Here is a 17,492-nt window from a genome sequence, read left to right on the forward strand (position 1 = left end):
TCCGCCCTAGAAACCCACCGGGCGCCGTGCCGGATGGCGCTGCGCGGTGGCGCTGGGCGCCTCGTCGAACAGCTTGCGGTACTCGGCGGAAAAACGCCCCAGGTGAGTGAAACCCCAGCCCAGGGCGATCTCGGAGATATTGCGCGCCGCGCCGTGTTCGAGAATTTCCTGGCGCACGCCGTTGAGCCGATGGCGCTTGAGATAGGCCATGGGCGACAGGGCGAAGTATTTGCGAAAGGCCTCGAACAGCTTGAAGCGCGAGACCCCGGCGGCGGCTTCCAGGTCCTCCAGGTGCACCGCTTCACGGGCATGCTCGTGCAGGTACTGGCGGGCTCGCACCAGGTAGTGCGGCAGCTTGACCCCGAGCATCGCCCGCAGCTCGCTGGAATAGTTGTTGGGCTGGGCCAGGATCAGGCCCTTGATCAGCGAGCTTTCGATTTCCCGGGTAAAGGCCAGCTGTTCATAGAGCTCGTTGCCCTGGGTCAGTTCGCCGATAAAGTGCTGGGCCATGCGCCACCAGGCCGCGGTGGCCCCCTGGCGCGCGTCCATCGCCGCTTCGAAGCGCAGCGGCTGCTCCACCGGGCGTTGCAGCAGGGCCTCCAGGGCTTCGCTCATGGCCGGCCGGGAAATCACCACCTGCAGCTTGCGACAGTCGCCGGAGATGGCCAGCACCTGGCTTTCGTTGGGGGCAATGATCACCCCCTGGTCAGGGTCCGAACGCAGCAGCCGACCGTCCTTGCTCAGTTCCTGTTCGCCGCACAGGGGCAGGCTCAGGCTGTAGCTGCTGAAGCGCTCGGTGTCCTCGATATCGACGATCACATCGGTGCCGTACTCGATGATGCCCAGGGTCGTGGAGCGCGACCTGAGCACGTTGGCACTGTGGTGAAAACGGATCCGCTCGGGGGTCGCGGTTTCCAGGCGGTGCGGTCCACAGATACCCGACATCCAGCTCCTGGCCCCTTCGAGGTCATAGCGATCGATACGAATCTCGCGAAACAGCCCATCAGCCTTGCTATTCATCACGGCGCACCCACGGCAATTGTTATTCAGCGCGCTCTGACGGCGCGTCTTGTGTGACAGGGCAAGTTTTGCGCCAGCCGGCAACGCTGCCAACCCAGTGGATAGCAATCGCCCACTAAGTGGATAACCCGACCCCATCGTCCTCATCCGGCTGGGCTCACAGTAGCCGATCGGCGCCCCGGGATGCAGCCGTCGATCGCCGATTCGCGCAAAGGTGGGTCGCAACTACCCAGGCAATTTTATGGATGGCCTTGGCCGACTAAGCGGATAGCCACCGGCGCCCCGCACTCTCTCTAATGACTGCACCCGATTGACCTGAATAAAAAAGGTACCGACTCATGAGTGGTGCAAGAAGCGTCGAGCAGTGGCAAGACTTCATCCACGGCTGCCTGGATTTCCGCCCCGCGGACGGGGTGTTCCGGATCGCCCGGGAGATGTTCACCGAACCCGAGCTGTTCGATCTGGAGATGGAACTGATCTTCGAGAAGAACTGGATCTACGCCTGTCACGAAAGCGAACTGCCCAACAACCACGACTTCATCACTATGCGCGCCGGGCGCCAGCCGATGATCATCACCCGCGACGGCGAGGGCCGGCTCAATGCCCTGATCAACGCCTGCCAGCACCGCGGCACCACCCTGACCCGGGTCGGCAAGGGCAACCAGTCGACCTTCACCTGCCCGTTCCACGCCTGGTGCTACAAGAGCGACGGGCGCCTGGTGAAGGTCAAGGCGCCGGGGGAATACGACGAAGGCTTCGACAAGGCCACCCGCGGCCTTAAAAAGGCCCGCATCGACAGCTACAAGGGCTTTGTCTTCATCAGCCTGGACGTGGCCGCCGACAACAGCCTGGAAGACTTCCTCGGCGATGCGCGGATTTTCTTCGACATGATGGTCGCCCAGTCGCCCAACGGTGAGCTGGAGGTGCTGCCGGGCAAGTCCGCCTACACCTACGACGGCAACTGGAAGCTGCAGAACGAGAACGGCCTGGACGGTTATCACGTCAGCACCGTGCACTACAACTACGTGGCCACGGTGCAGCACCGCCAGCAGGTCAACCGTGACAACGGCACCGGCAGCAGCGCCACCCTGGACTACAGCAAGCTCGGCGCCGGCGACGCCAGCACCGACGACGGCTGGTTCGCCTTCGAGAACGGCCACAGCGTGCTGTTCAGCGAGATGCCCAACCCGGCGGTGCGTTCCGGCTACGCCAGCATCATGCCGCGCCTGGTACAGGAGCACGGCCAGGCCAAGGCCGAGTGGATGATGCACCGCCTGCGCAACCTGAACATCTACCCCAGCCTGTTCTTCCTCGACCAGATCAGCTCCCAGCTGCGGATCATCCGCCCCATCGCCTGGAACAAGACCGAGATCATCAGCCAGTGCATCGGGGTCAAGGGCGAGAGCGACGCCGACCGGGAAAACCGCATCCGCCAGTTCGAGGATTTCTTCAACGTCTCGGGCATGGGCACGCCGGACGACCTGGTGGAGTTCCGCGAGGCCCAGCGCGGCTTCCAAGGGCGCCTGGAGCGCTGGAGCGATGTCTCGCGCGGCCATCACCGCTGGGCCACCGGCCCCACCGCCAACAGCGAGAACCTGGGCATCCAGCCGGCCATGACCGGCACCGAGATCACCCACGAGGGGCTGTACGTCAACCAGCACCGCAACTGGCAGAAATTCCTCCTCGACGGCCTGCAGCGCCAGTCCCTGAAACTGCGTGAGGTATGAACATGAATGCGCAATTGCAGTACCAGATCGAGCAATTCTTCTATCGCAAGTGCGAACTCTGCGACGGCCAGGACTGGGACGCCTACCTGCAGCTGTTCGCCGTGGACAGCGAGTTCCACCTGCCGCAATGGGACTCGGAACACGTCTACACCCGGGACCCGAAACGCGAGATGTCGCTGATCTACTACGCCAACCGTTCGGGGCTGGAAGACCGGGTGTTCCGCCTGCGCACCGGCAAGGCGGCCTCGACCATTCCCATGCCGCGCACCCTGCACATGGTCAGCAACCTGCGCATCGCCGAGGGCGACAACGGGCTGCTGCAGGTGCGCCTGAACTGGCACACGCTGTTCTACCGCCTGGCCACCTCCGAGGACTTCTACGGTCACGCCACCTACGACCTCAAGCCCCATGGCGACAGTTGGCTGATCCAGCGCAAGCACGTGCTGCTGCTCAACGACACGATCAACTCGGTGCTCGACTTCTACCACCTCTGACTCCACGGACATCTCTTCATGACGCACAAGGTCGCGTTCAGCTTTGCCGACGGCAAGACCCTGTTCTTCCCGGTCAAGGCCAATGAAATACTGCTCGACGCCGCCCTGCGCAACGGCATCAAGATCCCCCTGGACTGCCGCGAAGGAGTCTGCGGCACCTGCCAGGGCCGTTGCGAGTCGGGCCTGTACAGCCAGGACTATGTGGACGAGGAAGCCCTCTCGCCCCAGGACCTGGAGCAACGCAAGATGCTCACCTGCCAGACCCGGGTGCAGTCGGACGCGGCGTTCTACTTCGACTTCGATTCCAGCCTGTGCCACAGCGCCGATCCGCTGCGGCGCACCGGCTCGGTGATCGACGTGCGCCAGGTGTCGGACAGCACCGCGATCCTGCACCTGGACCTGGGCAGCAGCGAGGCGCCGCTGGAGTTTCTCCCCGGCCAGTACGCGCGCCTGCGGATTCCCGGCACCGACAGCAGCCGCGCCTACTCCTTCGCCAACCGGCCGGGGGCGGACAACCAGTTGCTGTTCCTGATCCGCCTGCTGCCCGACGGGGTGATGAGCAACTACATTCGCGAGCGTTGCCTGGTGGGCGACAGCATCGAGCTGGAGGCGCCGCTGGGGGCCTTCTATCTGCGCCAGATCAGCCGGCCGCTGCTGCTGGTGGCCGGCGGCACCGGGCTGTCGGCGCTGCTGGCGATGCTCGAACAGATCGTCGAGCAGGGCTGCCAGCAACCGGTGCACCTGTATTACGGCGTGCGCCAGAGTGCCGATCTGTGCGAAGTGGAGCGCATCCAGGCCCTGGGCCAGCGCCTGCCGGGGTTCCGCTTCACCCCGGTGATCAGCGACCCCGACCCGGACTGGTCGGGCAAGCGCGGCTACATCACTGAACACTTCGACAGCAGCGAACTGCGGGACAACGACACCGACTTGTATGTCTGCGGACCGCCACCGATGGTCGATTCGATCCGAATCTGGCTGCAAGAACAGCAACTTAACCGCGTTCAGCTGTATTACGAGCGGTTCACCGAGAGTAATATCTGATCCCGTCAGCATTGAGCCGCGATCGGTCCCGTTCACCCTGGGATCGGTCCTGATAACAACTAGAAGAGAGCGCACATTAGTGGATCAAACCTTGCAACAAGGTGAACTCAAGCGTGGCTTGAAGAATCGCCATATTCAGTTGATCGCCCTGGGCGGGGCGATCGGCACCGGACTCTTCCTCGGCTCGGCCGGGGTACTCAAGTCCGCCGGCCCCTCGATGATCCTCGGCTATGCGATTGCCGGGTTCATTGCCTTCCTGATCATGCGCCAGTTGGGGGAAATGATCGTCGAGGAGCCGGTGGCCGGCTCCTTCAGCCACTTCGCCCACAAGTACTGGGGCGGCTATTTCGGCTTTCTCGCCGGCTGGAACTACTGGGTGCTGTATGTCCTGGTGGGCATGGCCGAGCTCACCGCGGTGGGCAAGTACGTGCAGTTCTGGTGGCCGGAAATCCCCACCTGGGTCAGTGCGGCGGTGTTCTTCGTACTGGTCAACCTGATCAACATGATGAACGTGAAGTTCTTCGGCGAGGCCGAGTTCTGGTTCGCCATCATCAAGGTGGTGGCCATCGTCGGCATGATCGTCCTCGGCTGCTACATGCTGTTCAGCGGCAGCGGCGGCAGCCAGGCGTCGGTGAGCAACCTCTGGTCCCACGGCGGTTTCTTCCCCAACGGCGGCACCGGCCTGCTGATGGCCATGGCCTTCATCATGTTCTCCTTCGGCGGCCTGGAACTGGTAGGCATCACCGCTGCCGAAGCCGCCGAGCCGCGCAAAGTGATTCCCAAGGCCATCAACCAGGTGGTGTACCGGGTGCTGATCTTCTACGTCGGCGCCCTGGCGGTGCTGCTGTCGCTGTACCCGTGGGACGAACTGCTGGTGAGCCTGAACGCCGGCGGCGACGCCTACAGCAGCAGCCCCTTCGTGAAGATCTTCTCGCTGATCGGCAGTGATGCGGCGGCGCAGATCCTCAACTTCGTGGTCCTGACCGCGGCGCTGTCGGTGTACAACAGCGGCGTGTACTGCAACAGCCGCATGCTCTTCGGCCTGGCCGAACAAGGCGACGCACCCAAGGCGCTGATGAAGCTCAACAAGCAGGGCGTGCCGATCCTGGCCCTGGGCATCTCCGCCCTCATCACCCTGCTCTGCGTACTGGTCAACTACCTGGCGCCCCATGAAGCGCTGGAGTTGCTGTTCGCCCTGGTGGTGGCTGCGCTGATGATCAACTGGGCACTGATCAGCCTGACCCACCTGCGCTTTCGCAAGGCCATGGCCGAGCAAAACGTGGTGCCGTCGTTCAAGGCCTTCTGGTCGCCATTGAGCAACTACCTGTGCCTGGCGTTCATGCTGATGATCGTCGGCGTGATGTGGATGATCCCGGGCATCCGCGCCTCGGTGTATGCGATTCCGGTGTGGGTCCTGGTGATCTGGGGCTTCTACCGCTTGAGTCATGCACGCAAGGCCGGGCAGCCCGCCCTGCACTAAGCCACGCGCTTGCAGCCCCCGAAGCCCGGCCTGAATCAAGGCCGGGCTTTTTTGTCGACGGCCGTCAAGCGGTCTGCCAACACTGGTCAATGTGGCCTGAAATAACAGTCCGCTTTCTTCCTAGAATCGACTCCCTCCCGGCACCTGAGCCTGGGAGCCTGTTTCTGGATGGAGAGCGGCTGATGAACAGAACGGCGACAAGCCTGCGCTGGACCGATGTTTTCTCGCCCACCGTGGCGGCGCTGATTTCAGTGCTGGTGAACTACGGCGGGACCTTTGTCCTGGTGTTCCAGGCCGCCGAGCTGGCGCGGCTGTCAGCGGCCCAGACCGCGTCCTGGGTCTGGGCGGTGTCGGTCGGTGTCGGCCTGACCGGGCTGTGGCTGAGCCTGCGTTACAAGGCGCCGATCATCACGGCCTGGTCCACCCCCGGCGCGGCCTTTCTGGCCACGGTGATGCCGTTCACGCCCTACGCCGAGGTGATCGGCGCCTACCTGATCTCGGCCCTGGGGTTCATCATCCTCGGCGGCTCCGGGGCCTTCGACAAACTGGTGCGGATGATCCCCAAGGGCATTGCCGCCGGCCTGCTGGCGGGCATTCTGTTGCAGTTCGGGATCAATGCCTTTGGCGGCGCCAGCGCCGATCCGCTGCTGGTGATCGTGCTGCTGGTGGCCTACGCCTTGCTGCGGCGTTTCACTTCGCGCTTTGCCGTGGTGGGCATCCTGGTCATCGGCCTGGGGCTGCTCATCGCTCAGCAGCGGATCGACTTTTCTGCAGTGCACTTGAGCCTGGCGGTGCCGGTATTCACCGCGCCGCAGTTCTCCCTGCAGGCCTTGCTCGGAGTGGCGCTGCCGCTGTTCGTCATCACCCTCACCGGCCAGTACATGCCCGGCATGCTGGTGTTGCGCAATGACGGCTACAGCACCAGCGCCAACCCGCTGCTCACGGTCACCGGGCTGGGTTCGCTGCTGATGGCACCGTTCGGCGCCCACGCCTTCAACGTGGCGGCGATTACCGCGGCGATCTGTACCGGCAAGGACGCCCATCCTGACCCGAAAAAACGCTACATCGCCGGTATTGCCTGCGGGCTTTTCTACATCCTCGTGGGCACCTTCGGCGTAACCCTGGCCAGCCTGTTCATGGTGCTGCCCAAGACCTTTGTCAGCACACTGGCGGGCCTGGCGCTATTGGGGGCCATCGGCGGCAGCCTGGCCAATGCCATGGCCGACGCGGCGACCCGGGAAACTGCGCTGATCACCTTCCTCGCCACCGCGGCCAACGTCACCCTGCTCGGGGTCGGCGGTGCCTTCTGGGGGCTGGTGGCCGGCTTGACCGCGCACCTGCTGATCCATGGCCGGGCCACTCTGTTGACCGCCCCTGCCGTCAAACCCTGAAGACCAGCGCCTGGCTAGGACTTTCGCAGGGCCTGGGCCAGGCGCGCCATGGTCGTTTCGATTTCATGGGCGCTGAGCGAGGCGTAGCCCAGCAACCAGCCTGGCTGCTTGTGCTCCCCGGCATACAGCCGGCTGAGCCCTGGTAACTGGATGCCGACCCTGGCGGCTCGTTGCTGGGTCAAGGCTTCGCTCCAGCCGGGCTCCAGCAGGCAAGGAATCTGCAACCCGCCCGGTGGCGGCAAGGCCACGGCAATGCCCTGCAAATGCCGGCCTATGGCATCGAGCATGGCTTGCCGACGCTCGGCGTAGAGCTTGCGCATGGCCCGCACATGGGCGTTGTAGTGCCCCTCCTCCATGAACCGCGCCAGGGTCAGCTGAAGGATCTGCGGCGTGTGCCCGTCCATGATGCTGCGGGCCGCGCTGAAGGCGCTCACCAGCTCGCTGGGCAGGGCCATGTAGCCCATGCGCAGGCCCGGATAGAGGGTCTTGCTGAAGGTGCCGATGTAAAGGGTGCGCTGATACGGGTCCAGGCCCTGGACACAGGCGGTGGGCAAACCGTCGTAGTGGAACTCGCTGTCGTAGTCGTCCTCGATGATCCACTTCTCCTGCTCGGCGGCCCAGCGGGTCAACTCCAGCCGGCGCTCCAGGGACAGGGTCGCGCCCGTGGGGTACTGATGGGACGGCGTCACATAGACACAGCGGGCGCCACTGCGGTCGGCGCGCAGCAAGTCGGTGCGAATGCCCTGGCTGTCGACATCGATGGGCACGATCCGCGCCTCGGCGGCCTCGAATGCCTTGCGCGCGCCGAAGTAGCCCGGGTTCTCCAACAGGATCGGCTTACCGGCGTCCACCAGCAGTTGCGCGCACAGAAACAGCGCCTGGCGGGTACTGCTCAGCACCAGGACCTGCTCGGCCTGCACCTTGGCTCCGCGTTCCAGGTTCAGGTAGGCGGCAATCGCCTTGCGCAGGGGCAGCGCGCCCTGGGGATCGCCATGCAGCAGTACATTGGCGCGGTAATCCTTCGAGGCCTGGCGTTGCAGGCGCTCCCAGACATCCAGCGGGAAGCTGCGGGTTTCCGGCAGCCCGGTGGCAAAGGCGGTGACGGCCTGCTGATCGCTGACGCCGCCCCTTTGCAGCAGCAGCGCGCCACGCCGGCTCAAGCCCGCACCGGGCGCTCGACTCTTCCCCGGCTGGCCCTGCAACTGCTGGCGGCGGCGGGCCGAGCCGCGCAGCTGGGCGCCGATGGTTTCACACACATAACTCCCCGAGCCCTCGCGACGCTGGATAAATCCGTCGCGCTGCAACTGCACATAGGCGTTTTCCACGGTGTCCCGGGAGACTGCCAGCGACTTGGCCAGGGCCCGACTGGCCGGCAGCTTGACCCCAGGCCACAGGGCGCCATCGAGGATCAGGCCACGCAAGGCCCGCTGAATGCGCTGGTGCAGGTCCAGCGGGCGGAACTCAGGGTCGCTGAGGCGCATCTTGAGGGTTTCAAGCTCGAAGGTCCGGGACATGTGGTCTGCCTGTTCAAATGAAAGTGGCGCACAAGGGGCGACCACTTTAGCTGCACAGCGGCCCTCGCGTCAGCTGTTGCAACCTTCGCTGCCGGCGAACGAAAAATGTGGCGAGGGAGCTTGCTCCCGTTCGATTGCGCAGCAATCGCAAAGCCTGCTGGCGCGGGATGCCTTAGGACCTTCACAGGCCGTGGGTGGGGGCGCTGCGCACCCCAGCGGGAGCAAGCTCCCTCGCCACAGGGCAATGGACAAGCCCAATAAAAACGGCGCGGCCCCAAGATGAGGACGCGCCGTTTTTTGTTAAGTGAACAGGGCGATCAGAGCGAGGAGCGCACCCGCCACAGTTCAGGGAACAGCACGGTGTCGAGCATCTTGCGCAAATAGCCGACGCCTTCGGTGCCGCCGGTGCCGGGCTGGAAGCCGATGATGCGCTCCACGGTGGTCACGTGGCGGAAGCGCCACTGGCGGAACGAGTCCTCCAGGTCGATGAACTTTTCCGCCAACTGATACAGGTCCCAATAGGCCGAAGGGTTGGCGTATACCTCGCGCCAGGCGGCCTCCACCGACGGGTCATGCTGGGTCGTGGTGGTGCTCTGCAACGCCAGGCGCGCGGGGTCGATGCTCAAGCCGCTGCGGGCCATCAGGGCGATCGCCTCGTCATACATCGACGGGGTGGCAATCGACTCCTCCAGGGATTGCAGCAGCTCGGGGCGATGGGCGTGGGGCCGCAGCAGGGCCGCGCTCTTGTTGCCGAGGATGAATTCGATTTCCCGGTACTGGAACGACTGGAAGCCCGAGGACTGGCCCAGGTACGGGCGGATCGACTTGTACTCGGACGGCGTCATGGTCGCCAGCACGGCCCAGGCGTGCACCAGTTGGTCGAAGATCCGCGAGACCCGCGCCAGCATCTTGAACGCCGGTGGCAGCTGGCCCTGGCGCACCTGCTCGCGGGCGGCCTTGAGCTCGTGCAGCATCAGCTTCATCCACAGCTCCGAGGTCTGGTGCTGGATGATGAACAGCATCTCGTTGTGGTCCGGCGACAGCGGGTGCTGGGCACTGAGGATGCGCCCCAGGTCCAGGTAGTCGCCGTAGCTCATGGAGTCGGAGAAATTCAGCTCGGCGTTATGCCATTCATCCGGTGGGTTGCTTGAAAAAGGACATTGGCTCATGGCGTGGGCTCCTCGCCTCAGGCAGCGGTTGCCGCCCGCAGGCTGCGCACCCCGGACTCGGGGCGCACAACGGCGCGGGCGGCCAGCTGTGTATTTATTGTAGGAATCAATCGGCCAGGGGGCGCAGGATCGCCCGCACCGGACTGGCGTCCAGGTGAGCGAAGCGCAGTGGCAGGGCAATCAGTTCGTAGTCACCTTCGGCCACCTCATCCAGGACTATCCCCTCAAGGATCGCCATGCCGTGGCGAGCCACGGCGTTGTGGGCCTCCATGGTCTTGGACTGCTGCGGGTCGAGGGACGGGGTGTCGATGCCGATCAGGCGCACGCCAAGGCTCGCCAGCAGCTCGACGGTGGCCGGGGCGACGGCGGTGAAGTCCGGATCCCAGGTGCTCAGTGGCGCCTGTGGATAAGTGCGCAGCAAGACTCGCGCAGGCACGTTGTCCAGGCGCCCAAGCAAGGCTTCGGGCTGCACCAGGACGCCGCTGCCCAGGCAATGCAGGACCCGGCACGGGCCCATGTAGACATCCAGCGGCACGTCGCCGATGGGCAGGCCGTCCGGCCGGTAATGCAGGGGCGCATCGACATGGGCGCCGGTGTGGGGCGACAGGGTCACCCGCCCGACATTCACCGGGCACTCGGGCCCGAACTGCCAGACGCGCTCCTCCTGGAAGGGTGTATCTCCCGGCCAGGTCGGGGTCGCGGTACTCAAGGGCGGGCTGATATCCCACCAGCGTGGTGTCTTTTCCATTCGTGCGGCTCTCGGTCACTCCGGACTGAATGATACGAGCGATACCACTGAAGTTTCTTGCGAAATAACTCGGCTCTCGTCAGATATTTCGCAAATCCTGCTAATAAAGCGAGCTTCGCCAACCGAATCTTGCAACCCCTTCAGCCCCTTTCGGGCCGCACCGGCAGCAACCCGCGCGACAGCCACCGCAGAGGACGGTAGCGCTTCTGGATACCCCGAGGTCGAGAACAGACATCCCGCGCCATGCCAGGCGCTATAGGGTGCGTCTTCAGTTCTCTGCCCGCTAGGAGCACAGCATGTCGCAACCCATCACCGTTCTGCGCGATACCCATCCGCTGCCCGTTCTCGACGCCTGCAAGTGGGAAAAACTCGAAGGCGATCCGCACACCGTCAACCTCAACGCCTACACCAGCGAGGACGGCAGCAAGATCATGGGCACCTGGATCTGCACCCCAGGCAAGTGGCGAGTGGCCTATGAAAAGTGGGAGTACTGCCATTTCCAGGAAGGCTACTGCGTGATCACCCCGGACGGCCGCGATCCCATCCACCTGCGTGCCGGCGATATCTTCGTGGTGGAACCCGGAATGAAAGGCACCTGGGAAGTGCTGGAAACCGTGCGCAAGTACTTCGTCTTCGCCTGACCCCTGCACACCCGCCAGGAGCCCGCGCAATCCGGGCTCCTTGGCCACGGCGACCATTCAACTCAACGCACCCCGCCAAATGTCTATATAATCCCTGCCAAATGGCAAAGGCAGGAGCAGCACTCATGGTTGCGCTGACAGACACCGGCCTGTCCCCCAAGCGGCGGGGCAAGCTGGTATTGAAAGAACAGTCTTCGGACATCCTCCTGGGTGGCCGGGCACGCTTTGACGACCGCATCTCGATCTATCGCCTGACCGAGGAAGGCATCCCGCTGACGGCGATCATCAAGTTCGTCTCCTCGGTGCCCATGCTCAAGGACGAACAGGTCCTGGCCAAGATCATCGGCCTCTCCGAACGCACCCTGCACCGCCGCCTGAAAACCCCGGACGAGCCCCTGAACCCGGAGCAGAGCGCCCGCGCGGTGCGTTTTGCCCAGGTGCTGGCCAAGGCCCAGGAGATCTTCGGCAGCAGTGAAGAGGCCCAGGAGTGGATGGCCAAGCCGGTGATGGGCCTCGATGGCCACAAACCGGTGGACCTGCTGACCAACCCCATCGGCTTCGAACTGGTGGACGAGTTCCTCACCCGCCTGGAATACGGGGTCTATCAGTGATCAGTGCGCCCGGCAGCAGTGCGATTCACTTCTGGCGACTGGACGCCGCCCGCCACGCCGACAGCTGGGACAGTGGCATCGGCGCCGAGCTGTGCGGCGGTCGCTGGAACTCCAAAGGGGTCAAGGCCGTGTACGGCAGCGCCGATCCGGCCACGGCGATTCTCGAAGTGGCGGTGCACAAGGGCTTTGCCGCCCTGGACAACGTGCCCCATGTGCTCACCGGCGCCCTGATCCAGGACCCGTCGGCCATCTACCGGATCGATGAGCACAGCATTCCCAATCCCAACTGGCTGGTGCCGGGCATTCCCAGCGCCGGTCAGCAGAAGTTTGCCGACCAGTTGCTGGCCGAGCATCCGTTCGTGCTGGTGCCTTCCTCGGTGTCGCGCCACAGCTGGAACATGCTGATCAATCCGTTGCTGGCCAAAGGGCTGTACCAGGTGGTGATCCAGGAACGCTTCGGCCTCGACACCCGTCTCAACCCTCCCCCGCGCAGCATGGCCGGCCGCCCGAACTGAGGCGAAAAAAAGCGGGAACCTGCCCGACGCAGGTCCCCGCAAACGCCCCGGCTGAAGGGGCTGCGTTCAATACCAAGCTTCGCCAGACTCGGAATCGCTGCGGCCCTTCGGGCCGTTCGCAGCCTGCGGCAGCGGCTACACAATCTTTGCCTTACTGCGGCTTGCGGTAGCTGTTGACGATGGCCGAGAAGTCCTTGCCCCCTTCCCCGCGCAGGCTCATGGCCTGGTACAGCTGCTGGGCCACGGCGCCGAGCACCACCGGCTGATGCGCCTGGCGCGCGGCCTCGGTGGCCAGCCCCAGGTCCTTGAGCATCAGCTCGGCACCAAAGCCGCCGGTGTAGCCGCGGGATGCCGGGGCGGTTTCAATCACCCCCGGCCAGGGGTTGTAGGTATCGGAACTCCAGCAACGGCCGGTGGAGCTGTTGATGATCCCCGCCAGCACCTGGGTGTCGATGCCCAGGGCATCGCCCAGGGCCATGGCTTCGCTGACGCCGATCATCGAGATGCCCAGCAGCAGGTTGTTGCAGATCTTGGCGATCTGCCCGGTGCCTACTTCGCCGCAATGCACGATGTTGCGCCCCATCTGCGCCAGCACCGGTTGCAGGGTGGCGAACAGCTCGGCGCTGGCGCCGACCATGAAGGTCAGGGTGCCGGCCTGGGCGCCACCGGTGCCGCCGGACACCGGCGCATCGGCCATGGCCACGCCTTGCTTGGCAGCCACAGCGGCCACTTCACGAGCGGTCTGCGGGTCGATGGTGCTGCAGTCCACTGCCGGCACGCCGCTGGCGATTCCCGCCAGCACCCCGTCTTCACCCAGCCACACACTGCGCACATGGGCCGCTGCGGGGAGCATGCTGATCACCAGTTCGGCGCCTTCGGCGGCGGCCTTGGGCGAGGCACTGATGCGCCCGCCCAATTGCGCCAGCTCCGCCAGCACGCTCTGGTTGAGGTCGAACAGGTTCAACTGGTGGCCAGCCTTGATCAGGTTGCGGGCCATGGGCGCGCCCATGTTGCCCAGGCCGATAAATGCAATGTTCATGTCAGGCTCCTCAACGCAGGCTGATGGTGGTGTTCACACCGTCGTTGACGCTGTCGTCGTCGAACCAGCGGGCGGTGACGGTCTTGGTCTGAGTGTAGAACTGCACCACTTGCTTGCCGTAAGGGCCCAGGTCGCCGAGCTTGGAGCCGCGGGAGCCGGTGAAGCTGAAGAACGGCACCGGCACCGGAATCGGGATGTTGATGCCGACCTGGCCGACGTCGATTTCGCTCTGGAACTTGCGCGCCGCCGCGCCGCTCTGGGTGAACAGGCCAGTGCCGTTGCCGAAGGGGTTGGCGTTGACCAGGGCGATGGCCTGATCCAGGGTGTCGACCTCCAGCACCACCAGCACCGGGCCGAAGATTTCCTGGGTGTAGATCTGCATGTCGGTGGTTACCCCGGAGAACAGGGTCGGACCGATGAAGTTGCCTTGCTCGTAGCCCGGGACCTGGATGTCGCGGCCATCGAGCTCCAGCTTGGCGCCTTCTTTCACGCCGCTTTCGATCAACTCCAGAATCCGCGCCTTGGCGCGCTTGGACACCACCGGGCCGACATCGGTGCCCGGCTCGCTGCCGGCGTTGACCTTGAGCTTCTGCGCCAGGGCCTTGAGGTCCGGCAGCCATTGTTTCGCCGCGCCCACCAGCACCACCACCGAGGTGGCCATGCACCGCTGACCGGCCGCGCCGAAGCCGGCGCCCACCAGGGCATTGAGGGTCTGTTCGCGGTTGGCGTCGGGCAGCACCACGGCGTGGTTCTTGGCGCCCATCATCGATTGCACGCGCTTGCCGTGCTTGCCCGCCAGGTCATAGACGTGGGTGCCGACCGCGGTCGAACCGACGAAGGACACGGCCTTGATGTCCTTGTGGGTGCACAGCGCATCCACCACGTCCTTGCCACCGTGCACCACGTTGAGCACGCCGGCCGGGACACCGGCTTCCACCGCCAGCTCCACCAGCAGCATGGTGGACAGCGGGTCCTGCTCGGACGGCTTGAGGACGAAGGTGTTGCCGCAGGCGATGGCCATCGGGAACATCCACAGCGGGATCATCGCCGGGAAGTTGAACGGGGTGATCCCGGCGCACACGCCGATCGGCTGGCGCAGGGTGTAGGTGTCCACGCCGCCGGCAACGTTCTCGGCGAATTCGCCCATCTGCAGGGTGCCGATGGAGCAGGCATGTTCCACCACTTCCAGGCCGCGGAAGATGTCGCCCTCGGCGTCGGCGAGGGTCTTGCCCTGTTCGGCGCTGAGGACTGCGGCAATGCGTTTGGAATGCTCACGGATCAAGGCCTGGAGCTTGAGCATGATGCGCATCCGCGCGCCGATCGGGGTCAGTTTCCAGGTCTGGAAGGCACGCTGGGCGGCGGCGATCGCGGCGTCGACTTCAGCGGCCGTGGCAAAGGGCACCTTGGCCAGCACTTCCTGGGTCGCCGGGTTGACGATGTCATGCCATTCCTGGCTCTGGGACTGGACCCATTCACCGTCGATCAGCAATTTGACCTGTTGCAGGGTGGTGCCGTCGGGCTTGAGGGATGCGTTCATGGGGTCTCCTGACTTCTTGAGTTCTTATGCAGGGAACCAAGGCGGGCAAGCGCCTTGAAAGAGGGGCTGTCACGAGTTGGTGTCGGACGGTTTTTGGAGTATAGATGTGCAAATTCCTAATAAGAACGCACATAAAATCCGGTCCAACATGCAAAAAAACATCACCTCGCTAAGCACCCTGAACTGGGACGACCTGAAGTTTTTCCTCGAAGTGGCGCGCACCCGCAAGGCCAGCAGCGCGGCCAAGCGCCTGGCGGTGGACTACACCACGGTGTCGCGGCGCATCGGTTCGCTGGAAACCGCCCTGGGCACCCTGCTGTTCGAAAAGTCCCGCACCAACGGTTTTGTTCTGACCGCCGAGGGCCAGCGCCTGTTGGGGTATGCCGAGTCGATCGAGAGCACCCTGCACATGGCCTGCGAGCAGGTTTCGGGCTCCGGGGTGGCGTTGTCCGGGCATGTGCGCATGGGCTGCACCGAAGGCTTCGGCAGCTTCTTCGTCACCCCGCAGTTGAGCCATTTCCTCGATGCCTACCCGGCGATCTCGGTGGATATCCTGCCGCTGCCGCACTTCATCAGCCTGTCCAAGCGCGAGGCGGACATCGTCATCGCCCTGGAGCGCCCGGAACACGGCCCCTACGTGTGCTGCAAGCTGTGCGACTACCGCCTGCAGTTGTACGCCACCCAGGAATACCTCGACCGCCACCCGCCGATCCGCCGCCCGAGCGACCTGGGGGAGCATCAATTCATCAGCTATGTGGATGACCTGGCGTTCAGTTCCGAGCTGCTGTACCTGGCCAATGTGGTGCCCGGGGCCAGCGCCAACCTGCGCAGCACCAGCGTCATCGCCCAGTACGTGGCGGCGCAGCAGGGCCGCTCGCTGGCGATCCTGCCGTGCTTCCTGGCGGCCCAGGACCCGCGGCTGCTGCCAGTGCTGCCCAAGGAGATCAACCTGACCCGGCAATTCTGGATGTACTGCCGGGAGGATCTCAGGAAGTTGAAGCGGATCACCCTGTTGTGGGATTACATCCGCGAAGTGACGGAGCAGAATCGCCCTCTGCTCATGGGGGAAAGCCGCAGCATGCTGTTCGCCGCGCCGTAGTTTGCAAGGACTCAGGTGGGAAGATCCTAACGAGGTCAGGGAGTCTTCGCCAGTGATTTGTGACAGGAATTAGTACACGACTTGTGACGCCCCGAAAGGTCTCCAATCAACCTGAACAACCAACTTACAGAGGCGCGTATACACGCGATAAGGACCCCAGGAGAGCCCCCACGGGGGGACCTGGGCGGGCTCAAGGGTTGAGGTGGTCATTCAGATTTTTCTGTCAGATTCTCAAAGGCCTATCATCAGGCTATGCTTGATCCAAACGCCGCGCGCTCAGGAACGAGATGATAAAAGTCAGTCGAAGAAGGAACGAAACCGATCAACCTGACGTTTTTTCAGACTACAACGAAATGAATGCGTCTCTCTCAGAGCTGGACGCGCGCGCATTAATCCTTACAGTCGCTGCATTTGCAGAAGACACGTTGGGAAGCTTACTGGGCGCATTTTTTTTACCACATGATGCGTCTCATCAATTGCTTGCAGGTTTCAACGCCCCCCTTGGAACCTTTTCCTCACGTATAAAGGCGACCTACGCTCTCGGCCTAATAACGAAGGGTCAATTCAATGATCTTGAGCACCTGCGGAAAATCAGAAACTCCTTTTCGCACACTTGGAAACCTATCAGCCTTGATGCCCCATCTGTCGCAGGGCACGTTAAAGCGATCCACTTCAGCAGCATGGATGATGTGTACCCGACCACTCCCCTTCTGAAATTACGCAGTGCGCTACCCGCGCTCCTCCTTGAACTACAGGTGATCACCAACAGAGTCTTTGAGGAACAGCGATCGGCTAAGCTAATTGGGAGTGAGCTGATAATCGGTATAAAAGGCGAAGACGGCCCCCAACAGCTCGAAACAGCAAAAGCCGAAATCGACGCCGTGGAGAAAAATCTTTTGACCGCTAAAGACGATGAGCGCCTGTTCTACATTTCAAGGCTACAGGTCTGGGCTGACAGACTGGGCGTTATTAACAGGCAGCCCGTGCATAAAGCATCCCATCAAGAGGCTGCTGCTCTCATTAGCCAACTGAATCAGCGGGTTGCTCAGTTAACGTCGTGATACGCCAACGTTCAAATATTACGGCTAATGTCTCACTCGTCACAGCCACCGAGTAAAACGCAAAGGACATCCCCAAGGGCTTCTGACAGTGCAGCACCTTGACTGACTCCGAGAGCCACAACGAGCAGACCAAGAAATCGATAGGTGACACGGTGGGTCAGCGGGAGCCGAAGGGTTGGCCAAACGGCCTTAAGTCTTTCCTTCATTCCAAGATGCTCCTATGTATGCCCCTTGGGAGGTGATGCTTATCAGCATTAATCACCAACCTCTGAGGGTCTTAAAGATGGTCTTTAAGAGGAGTATCTTTACGCCCCTATCCTAATAGTGAGTTCTTTTGGAGGCCCCGACCTGCAAGGCCTCCAGGGTGGTCAAAAAGCAACCAACAGACGAAATAAAGGGCCCTTT

Annotated in this window: 17 protein-coding genes; 10 read left to right on the plus strand and 7 right to left on the minus strand. The window is 63.3% G+C overall.

Going from position 1 to position 17,492, the window contains the following annotated elements:
* Positions 1-6: 6 nt before the first annotated feature.
* Positions 7-1,020: an AraC family transcriptional regulator gene (locus GGI48_RS11110; RefSeq protein ID WP_016964417.1), complete on the minus strand. Its 1,014-nt coding sequence runs from the start codon at positions 1,018-1,020 to the stop codon at positions 7-9.
* Between the two features lie 338 nt (positions 1,021-1,358).
* Between GGI48_RS11110 and antA the strand changes: the two genes are divergently transcribed.
* From antA to GGI48_RS11135, 5 genes are all read left to right on the plus strand, one after another.
* Complete coding sequence (gene antA, locus GGI48_RS11115) at positions 1,359-2,747, plus strand: anthranilate 1,2-dioxygenase large subunit (protein WP_016964418.1); 1,389 nt, start codon at positions 1,359-1,361, stop codon at positions 2,745-2,747.
* Between the two features lie 2 nt (positions 2,748-2,749).
* The gene (gene antB / locus GGI48_RS11120; protein ID WP_179598310.1) at positions 2,750-3,241 is read left to right on the plus strand and encodes an anthranilate 1,2-dioxygenase small subunit; all 492 of its coding nucleotides are present in this window, start codon (positions 2,750-2,752) and stop codon (positions 3,239-3,241) included.
* 18 nt (positions 3,242-3,259) lie between these two features.
* Positions 3,260-4,282 (plus strand): anthranilate 1,2-dioxygenase electron transfer component AntC, encoded by a 1,023-nt coding sequence (antC, locus tag GGI48_RS11125; protein WP_179598312.1) that lies wholly within the window; start codon positions 3,260-3,262, stop codon positions 4,280-4,282.
* A gap of 79 nt (positions 4,283-4,361) precedes the next feature.
* Positions 4,362-5,762, plus strand: coding sequence for an amino acid permease (locus GGI48_RS11130; RefSeq protein WP_016964421.1), 1,401 nt, complete (start codon positions 4,362-4,364; stop codon positions 5,760-5,762).
* A 182-nt stretch (positions 5,763-5,944) separates the two neighbouring features.
* Entirely contained in the window at positions 5,945-7,153 is a 1,209-nt protein-coding gene (locus GGI48_RS11135) for a benzoate/H(+) symporter BenE family transporter (protein WP_179598314.1), read from the plus strand.
* 14 nt (positions 7,154-7,167) lie between these two features.
* Here the strand turns inward: GGI48_RS11135 and GGI48_RS11140 are convergent, their stop codons facing one another.
* The 3 genes from GGI48_RS11140 to kynB all read right to left on the minus strand — a co-directional run bounded on the left by GGI48_RS11140 (position 7,168) and on the right by kynB (position 10,584).
* Complete coding sequence (locus tag GGI48_RS11140; RefSeq protein ID WP_179598316.1) at positions 7,168-8,667, minus strand: PLP-dependent aminotransferase family protein; 1,500 nt, start codon at positions 8,665-8,667, stop codon at positions 7,168-7,170.
* A 317-nt stretch (positions 8,668-8,984) separates the two neighbouring features.
* Positions 8,985-9,836: a tryptophan 2,3-dioxygenase gene (gene kynA, locus GGI48_RS11145; RefSeq protein ID WP_016965441.1), complete on the minus strand. Its 852-nt coding sequence runs from the start codon at positions 9,834-9,836 to the stop codon at positions 8,985-8,987.
* 106 nt (positions 9,837-9,942) lie between these two features.
* A complete protein-coding gene (gene kynB / locus GGI48_RS11150) occupies positions 9,943-10,584 on the minus strand; it encodes an arylformamidase (RefSeq protein ID WP_016965440.1) in 642 nt (213 codons plus the stop codon).
* 296 nt (positions 10,585-10,880) lie between these two features.
* Between kynB and GGI48_RS11155 the strand changes: the two genes are divergently transcribed.
* The 3 genes from GGI48_RS11155 to GGI48_RS11165 all read left to right on the plus strand — a co-directional run bounded on the left by GGI48_RS11155 (position 10,881) and on the right by GGI48_RS11165 (position 12,351).
* The gene (locus GGI48_RS11155; protein WP_016965439.1) at positions 10,881-11,225 is read left to right on the plus strand and encodes a cupin domain-containing protein; all 345 of its coding nucleotides are present in this window, start codon (positions 10,881-10,883) and stop codon (positions 11,223-11,225) included.
* A 125-nt stretch (positions 11,226-11,350) separates the two neighbouring features.
* Complete coding sequence (locus GGI48_RS11160; RefSeq protein ID WP_103742427.1) at positions 11,351-11,836, plus strand: antitoxin Xre/MbcA/ParS toxin-binding domain-containing protein; 486 nt, start codon at positions 11,351-11,353, stop codon at positions 11,834-11,836.
* Positions 11,833-12,351, plus strand: coding sequence for an RES family NAD+ phosphorylase (locus tag GGI48_RS11165; protein ID WP_179598318.1), 519 nt, complete (start codon positions 11,833-11,835; stop codon positions 12,349-12,351). The genes GGI48_RS11160 and GGI48_RS11165 overlap by 4 nt, the downstream gene beginning before the upstream one ends.
* 151 nt (positions 12,352-12,502) lie before the next feature.
* Here the strand turns inward: GGI48_RS11165 and mmsB are convergent, their stop codons facing one another.
* Together mmsB and GGI48_RS11175 are read right to left on the minus strand one after the other, a co-directional pair.
* Complete coding sequence (gene mmsB, locus GGI48_RS11170) at positions 12,503-13,390, minus strand: 3-hydroxyisobutyrate dehydrogenase (protein WP_047301578.1); 888 nt, start codon at positions 13,388-13,390, stop codon at positions 12,503-12,505.
* Positions 13,391-13,400: 10 nt separating this feature from the next.
* Positions 13,401-14,927 (minus strand): CoA-acylating methylmalonate-semialdehyde dehydrogenase, encoded by a 1,527-nt coding sequence (locus GGI48_RS11175; protein ID WP_016965435.1) that lies wholly within the window; start codon positions 14,925-14,927, stop codon positions 13,401-13,403.
* 148 nt (positions 14,928-15,075) lie between these two features.
* On the opposite strand from GGI48_RS11175, the gene GGI48_RS11180 reads away from it, so the two are divergent.
* Positions 15,076-16,026, plus strand: a complete 951-nt coding sequence (locus GGI48_RS11180; RefSeq protein WP_179598320.1) for a LysR family transcriptional regulator — start codon at positions 15,076-15,078, stop codon at positions 16,024-16,026.
* 287 nt (positions 16,027-16,313) lie between these two features.
* A complete protein-coding gene (locus GGI48_RS11185) occupies positions 16,314-17,087 on the plus strand; it encodes an MltR family transcriptional regulator (protein WP_218872810.1) in 774 nt (257 codons plus the stop codon).
* Positions 17,088-17,119: 32 nt separating this feature from the next.
* On the opposite strand, the gene GGI48_RS31445 is transcribed toward GGI48_RS11185, so the two are convergent.
* Positions 17,120-17,293, minus strand: a complete 174-nt coding sequence (locus GGI48_RS31445) for a gp19.5 family protein (RefSeq protein ID WP_221302624.1) — start codon at positions 17,291-17,293, stop codon at positions 17,120-17,122.
* Positions 17,294-17,492 lie beyond the last annotated feature (199 nt).

Source organism: Pseudomonas protegens (assembly GCF_013407925.2).
Classification (GTDB): domain Bacteria; phylum Pseudomonadota; class Gammaproteobacteria; order Pseudomonadales; family Pseudomonadaceae; genus Aquipseudomonas; species Aquipseudomonas fluorescens_AP.

What these genes read in the sequence shown, in the direction of transcription:
- GGI48_RS11185 (WP_218872810.1), top strand. Translation starts at nt 16,314, where the DNA reads ATGATAAAAGTCAGTCGAAGAAGGAACGAAACCGATCAACCTGACGTT.
- GGI48_RS11135 (WP_179598314.1), top strand. Translation starts at nt 5,945, where the DNA reads ATGAACAGAACGGCGACAAGCCTGCGCTGGACCGATGTTTTCTCGCCC.
- GGI48_RS11180 (WP_179598320.1), top strand. Translation starts at nt 15,076, where the DNA reads ATGCAAAAAAACATCACCTCGCTAAGCACCCTGAACTGGGACGACCTG.
- GGI48_RS11155 (WP_016965439.1), top strand. Translation starts at nt 10,881, where the DNA reads ATGTCGCAACCCATCACCGTTCTGCGCGATACCCATCCGCTGCCCGTT.
- antA (WP_016964418.1), top strand. Translation starts at nt 1,359, where the DNA reads ATGAGTGGTGCAAGAAGCGTCGAGCAGTGGCAAGACTTCATCCACGGC.
- kynB (WP_016965440.1), bottom strand. Translation starts at nt 10,584, where the DNA reads ATGGAAAAGACACCACGCTGGTGGGATATCAGCCCGCCCTTGAGTACC.
- GGI48_RS11160 (WP_103742427.1), top strand. Translation starts at nt 11,351, where the DNA reads ATGGTTGCGCTGACAGACACCGGCCTGTCCCCCAAGCGGCGGGGCAAG.
- antC (WP_179598312.1), top strand. Translation starts at nt 3,260, where the DNA reads ATGACGCACAAGGTCGCGTTCAGCTTTGCCGACGGCAAGACCCTGTTC.
- mmsB (WP_047301578.1), bottom strand. Translation starts at nt 13,390, where the DNA reads ATGAACATTGCATTTATCGGCCTGGGCAACATGGGCGCGCCCATGGCC.
- GGI48_RS31445 (WP_221302624.1), bottom strand. Translation starts at nt 17,293, where the DNA reads ATGAAGGAAAGACTTAAGGCCGTTTGGCCAACCCTTCGGCTCCCGCTG.
- GGI48_RS11110 (WP_016964417.1), bottom strand. Translation starts at nt 1,020, where the DNA reads ATGAATAGCAAGGCTGATGGGCTGTTTCGCGAGATTCGTATCGATCGC.
- antB (WP_179598310.1), top strand. Translation starts at nt 2,750, where the DNA reads ATGAATGCGCAATTGCAGTACCAGATCGAGCAATTCTTCTATCGCAAG.
- kynA (WP_016965441.1), bottom strand. Translation starts at nt 9,836, where the DNA reads ATGAGCCAATGTCCTTTTTCAAGCAACCCACCGGATGAATGGCATAAC.
- GGI48_RS11175 (WP_016965435.1), bottom strand. Translation starts at nt 14,927, where the DNA reads ATGAACGCATCCCTCAAGCCCGACGGCACCACCCTGCAACAGGTCAAA.
- GGI48_RS11140 (WP_179598316.1), bottom strand. Translation starts at nt 8,667, where the DNA reads ATGTCCCGGACCTTCGAGCTTGAAACCCTCAAGATGCGCCTCAGCGAC.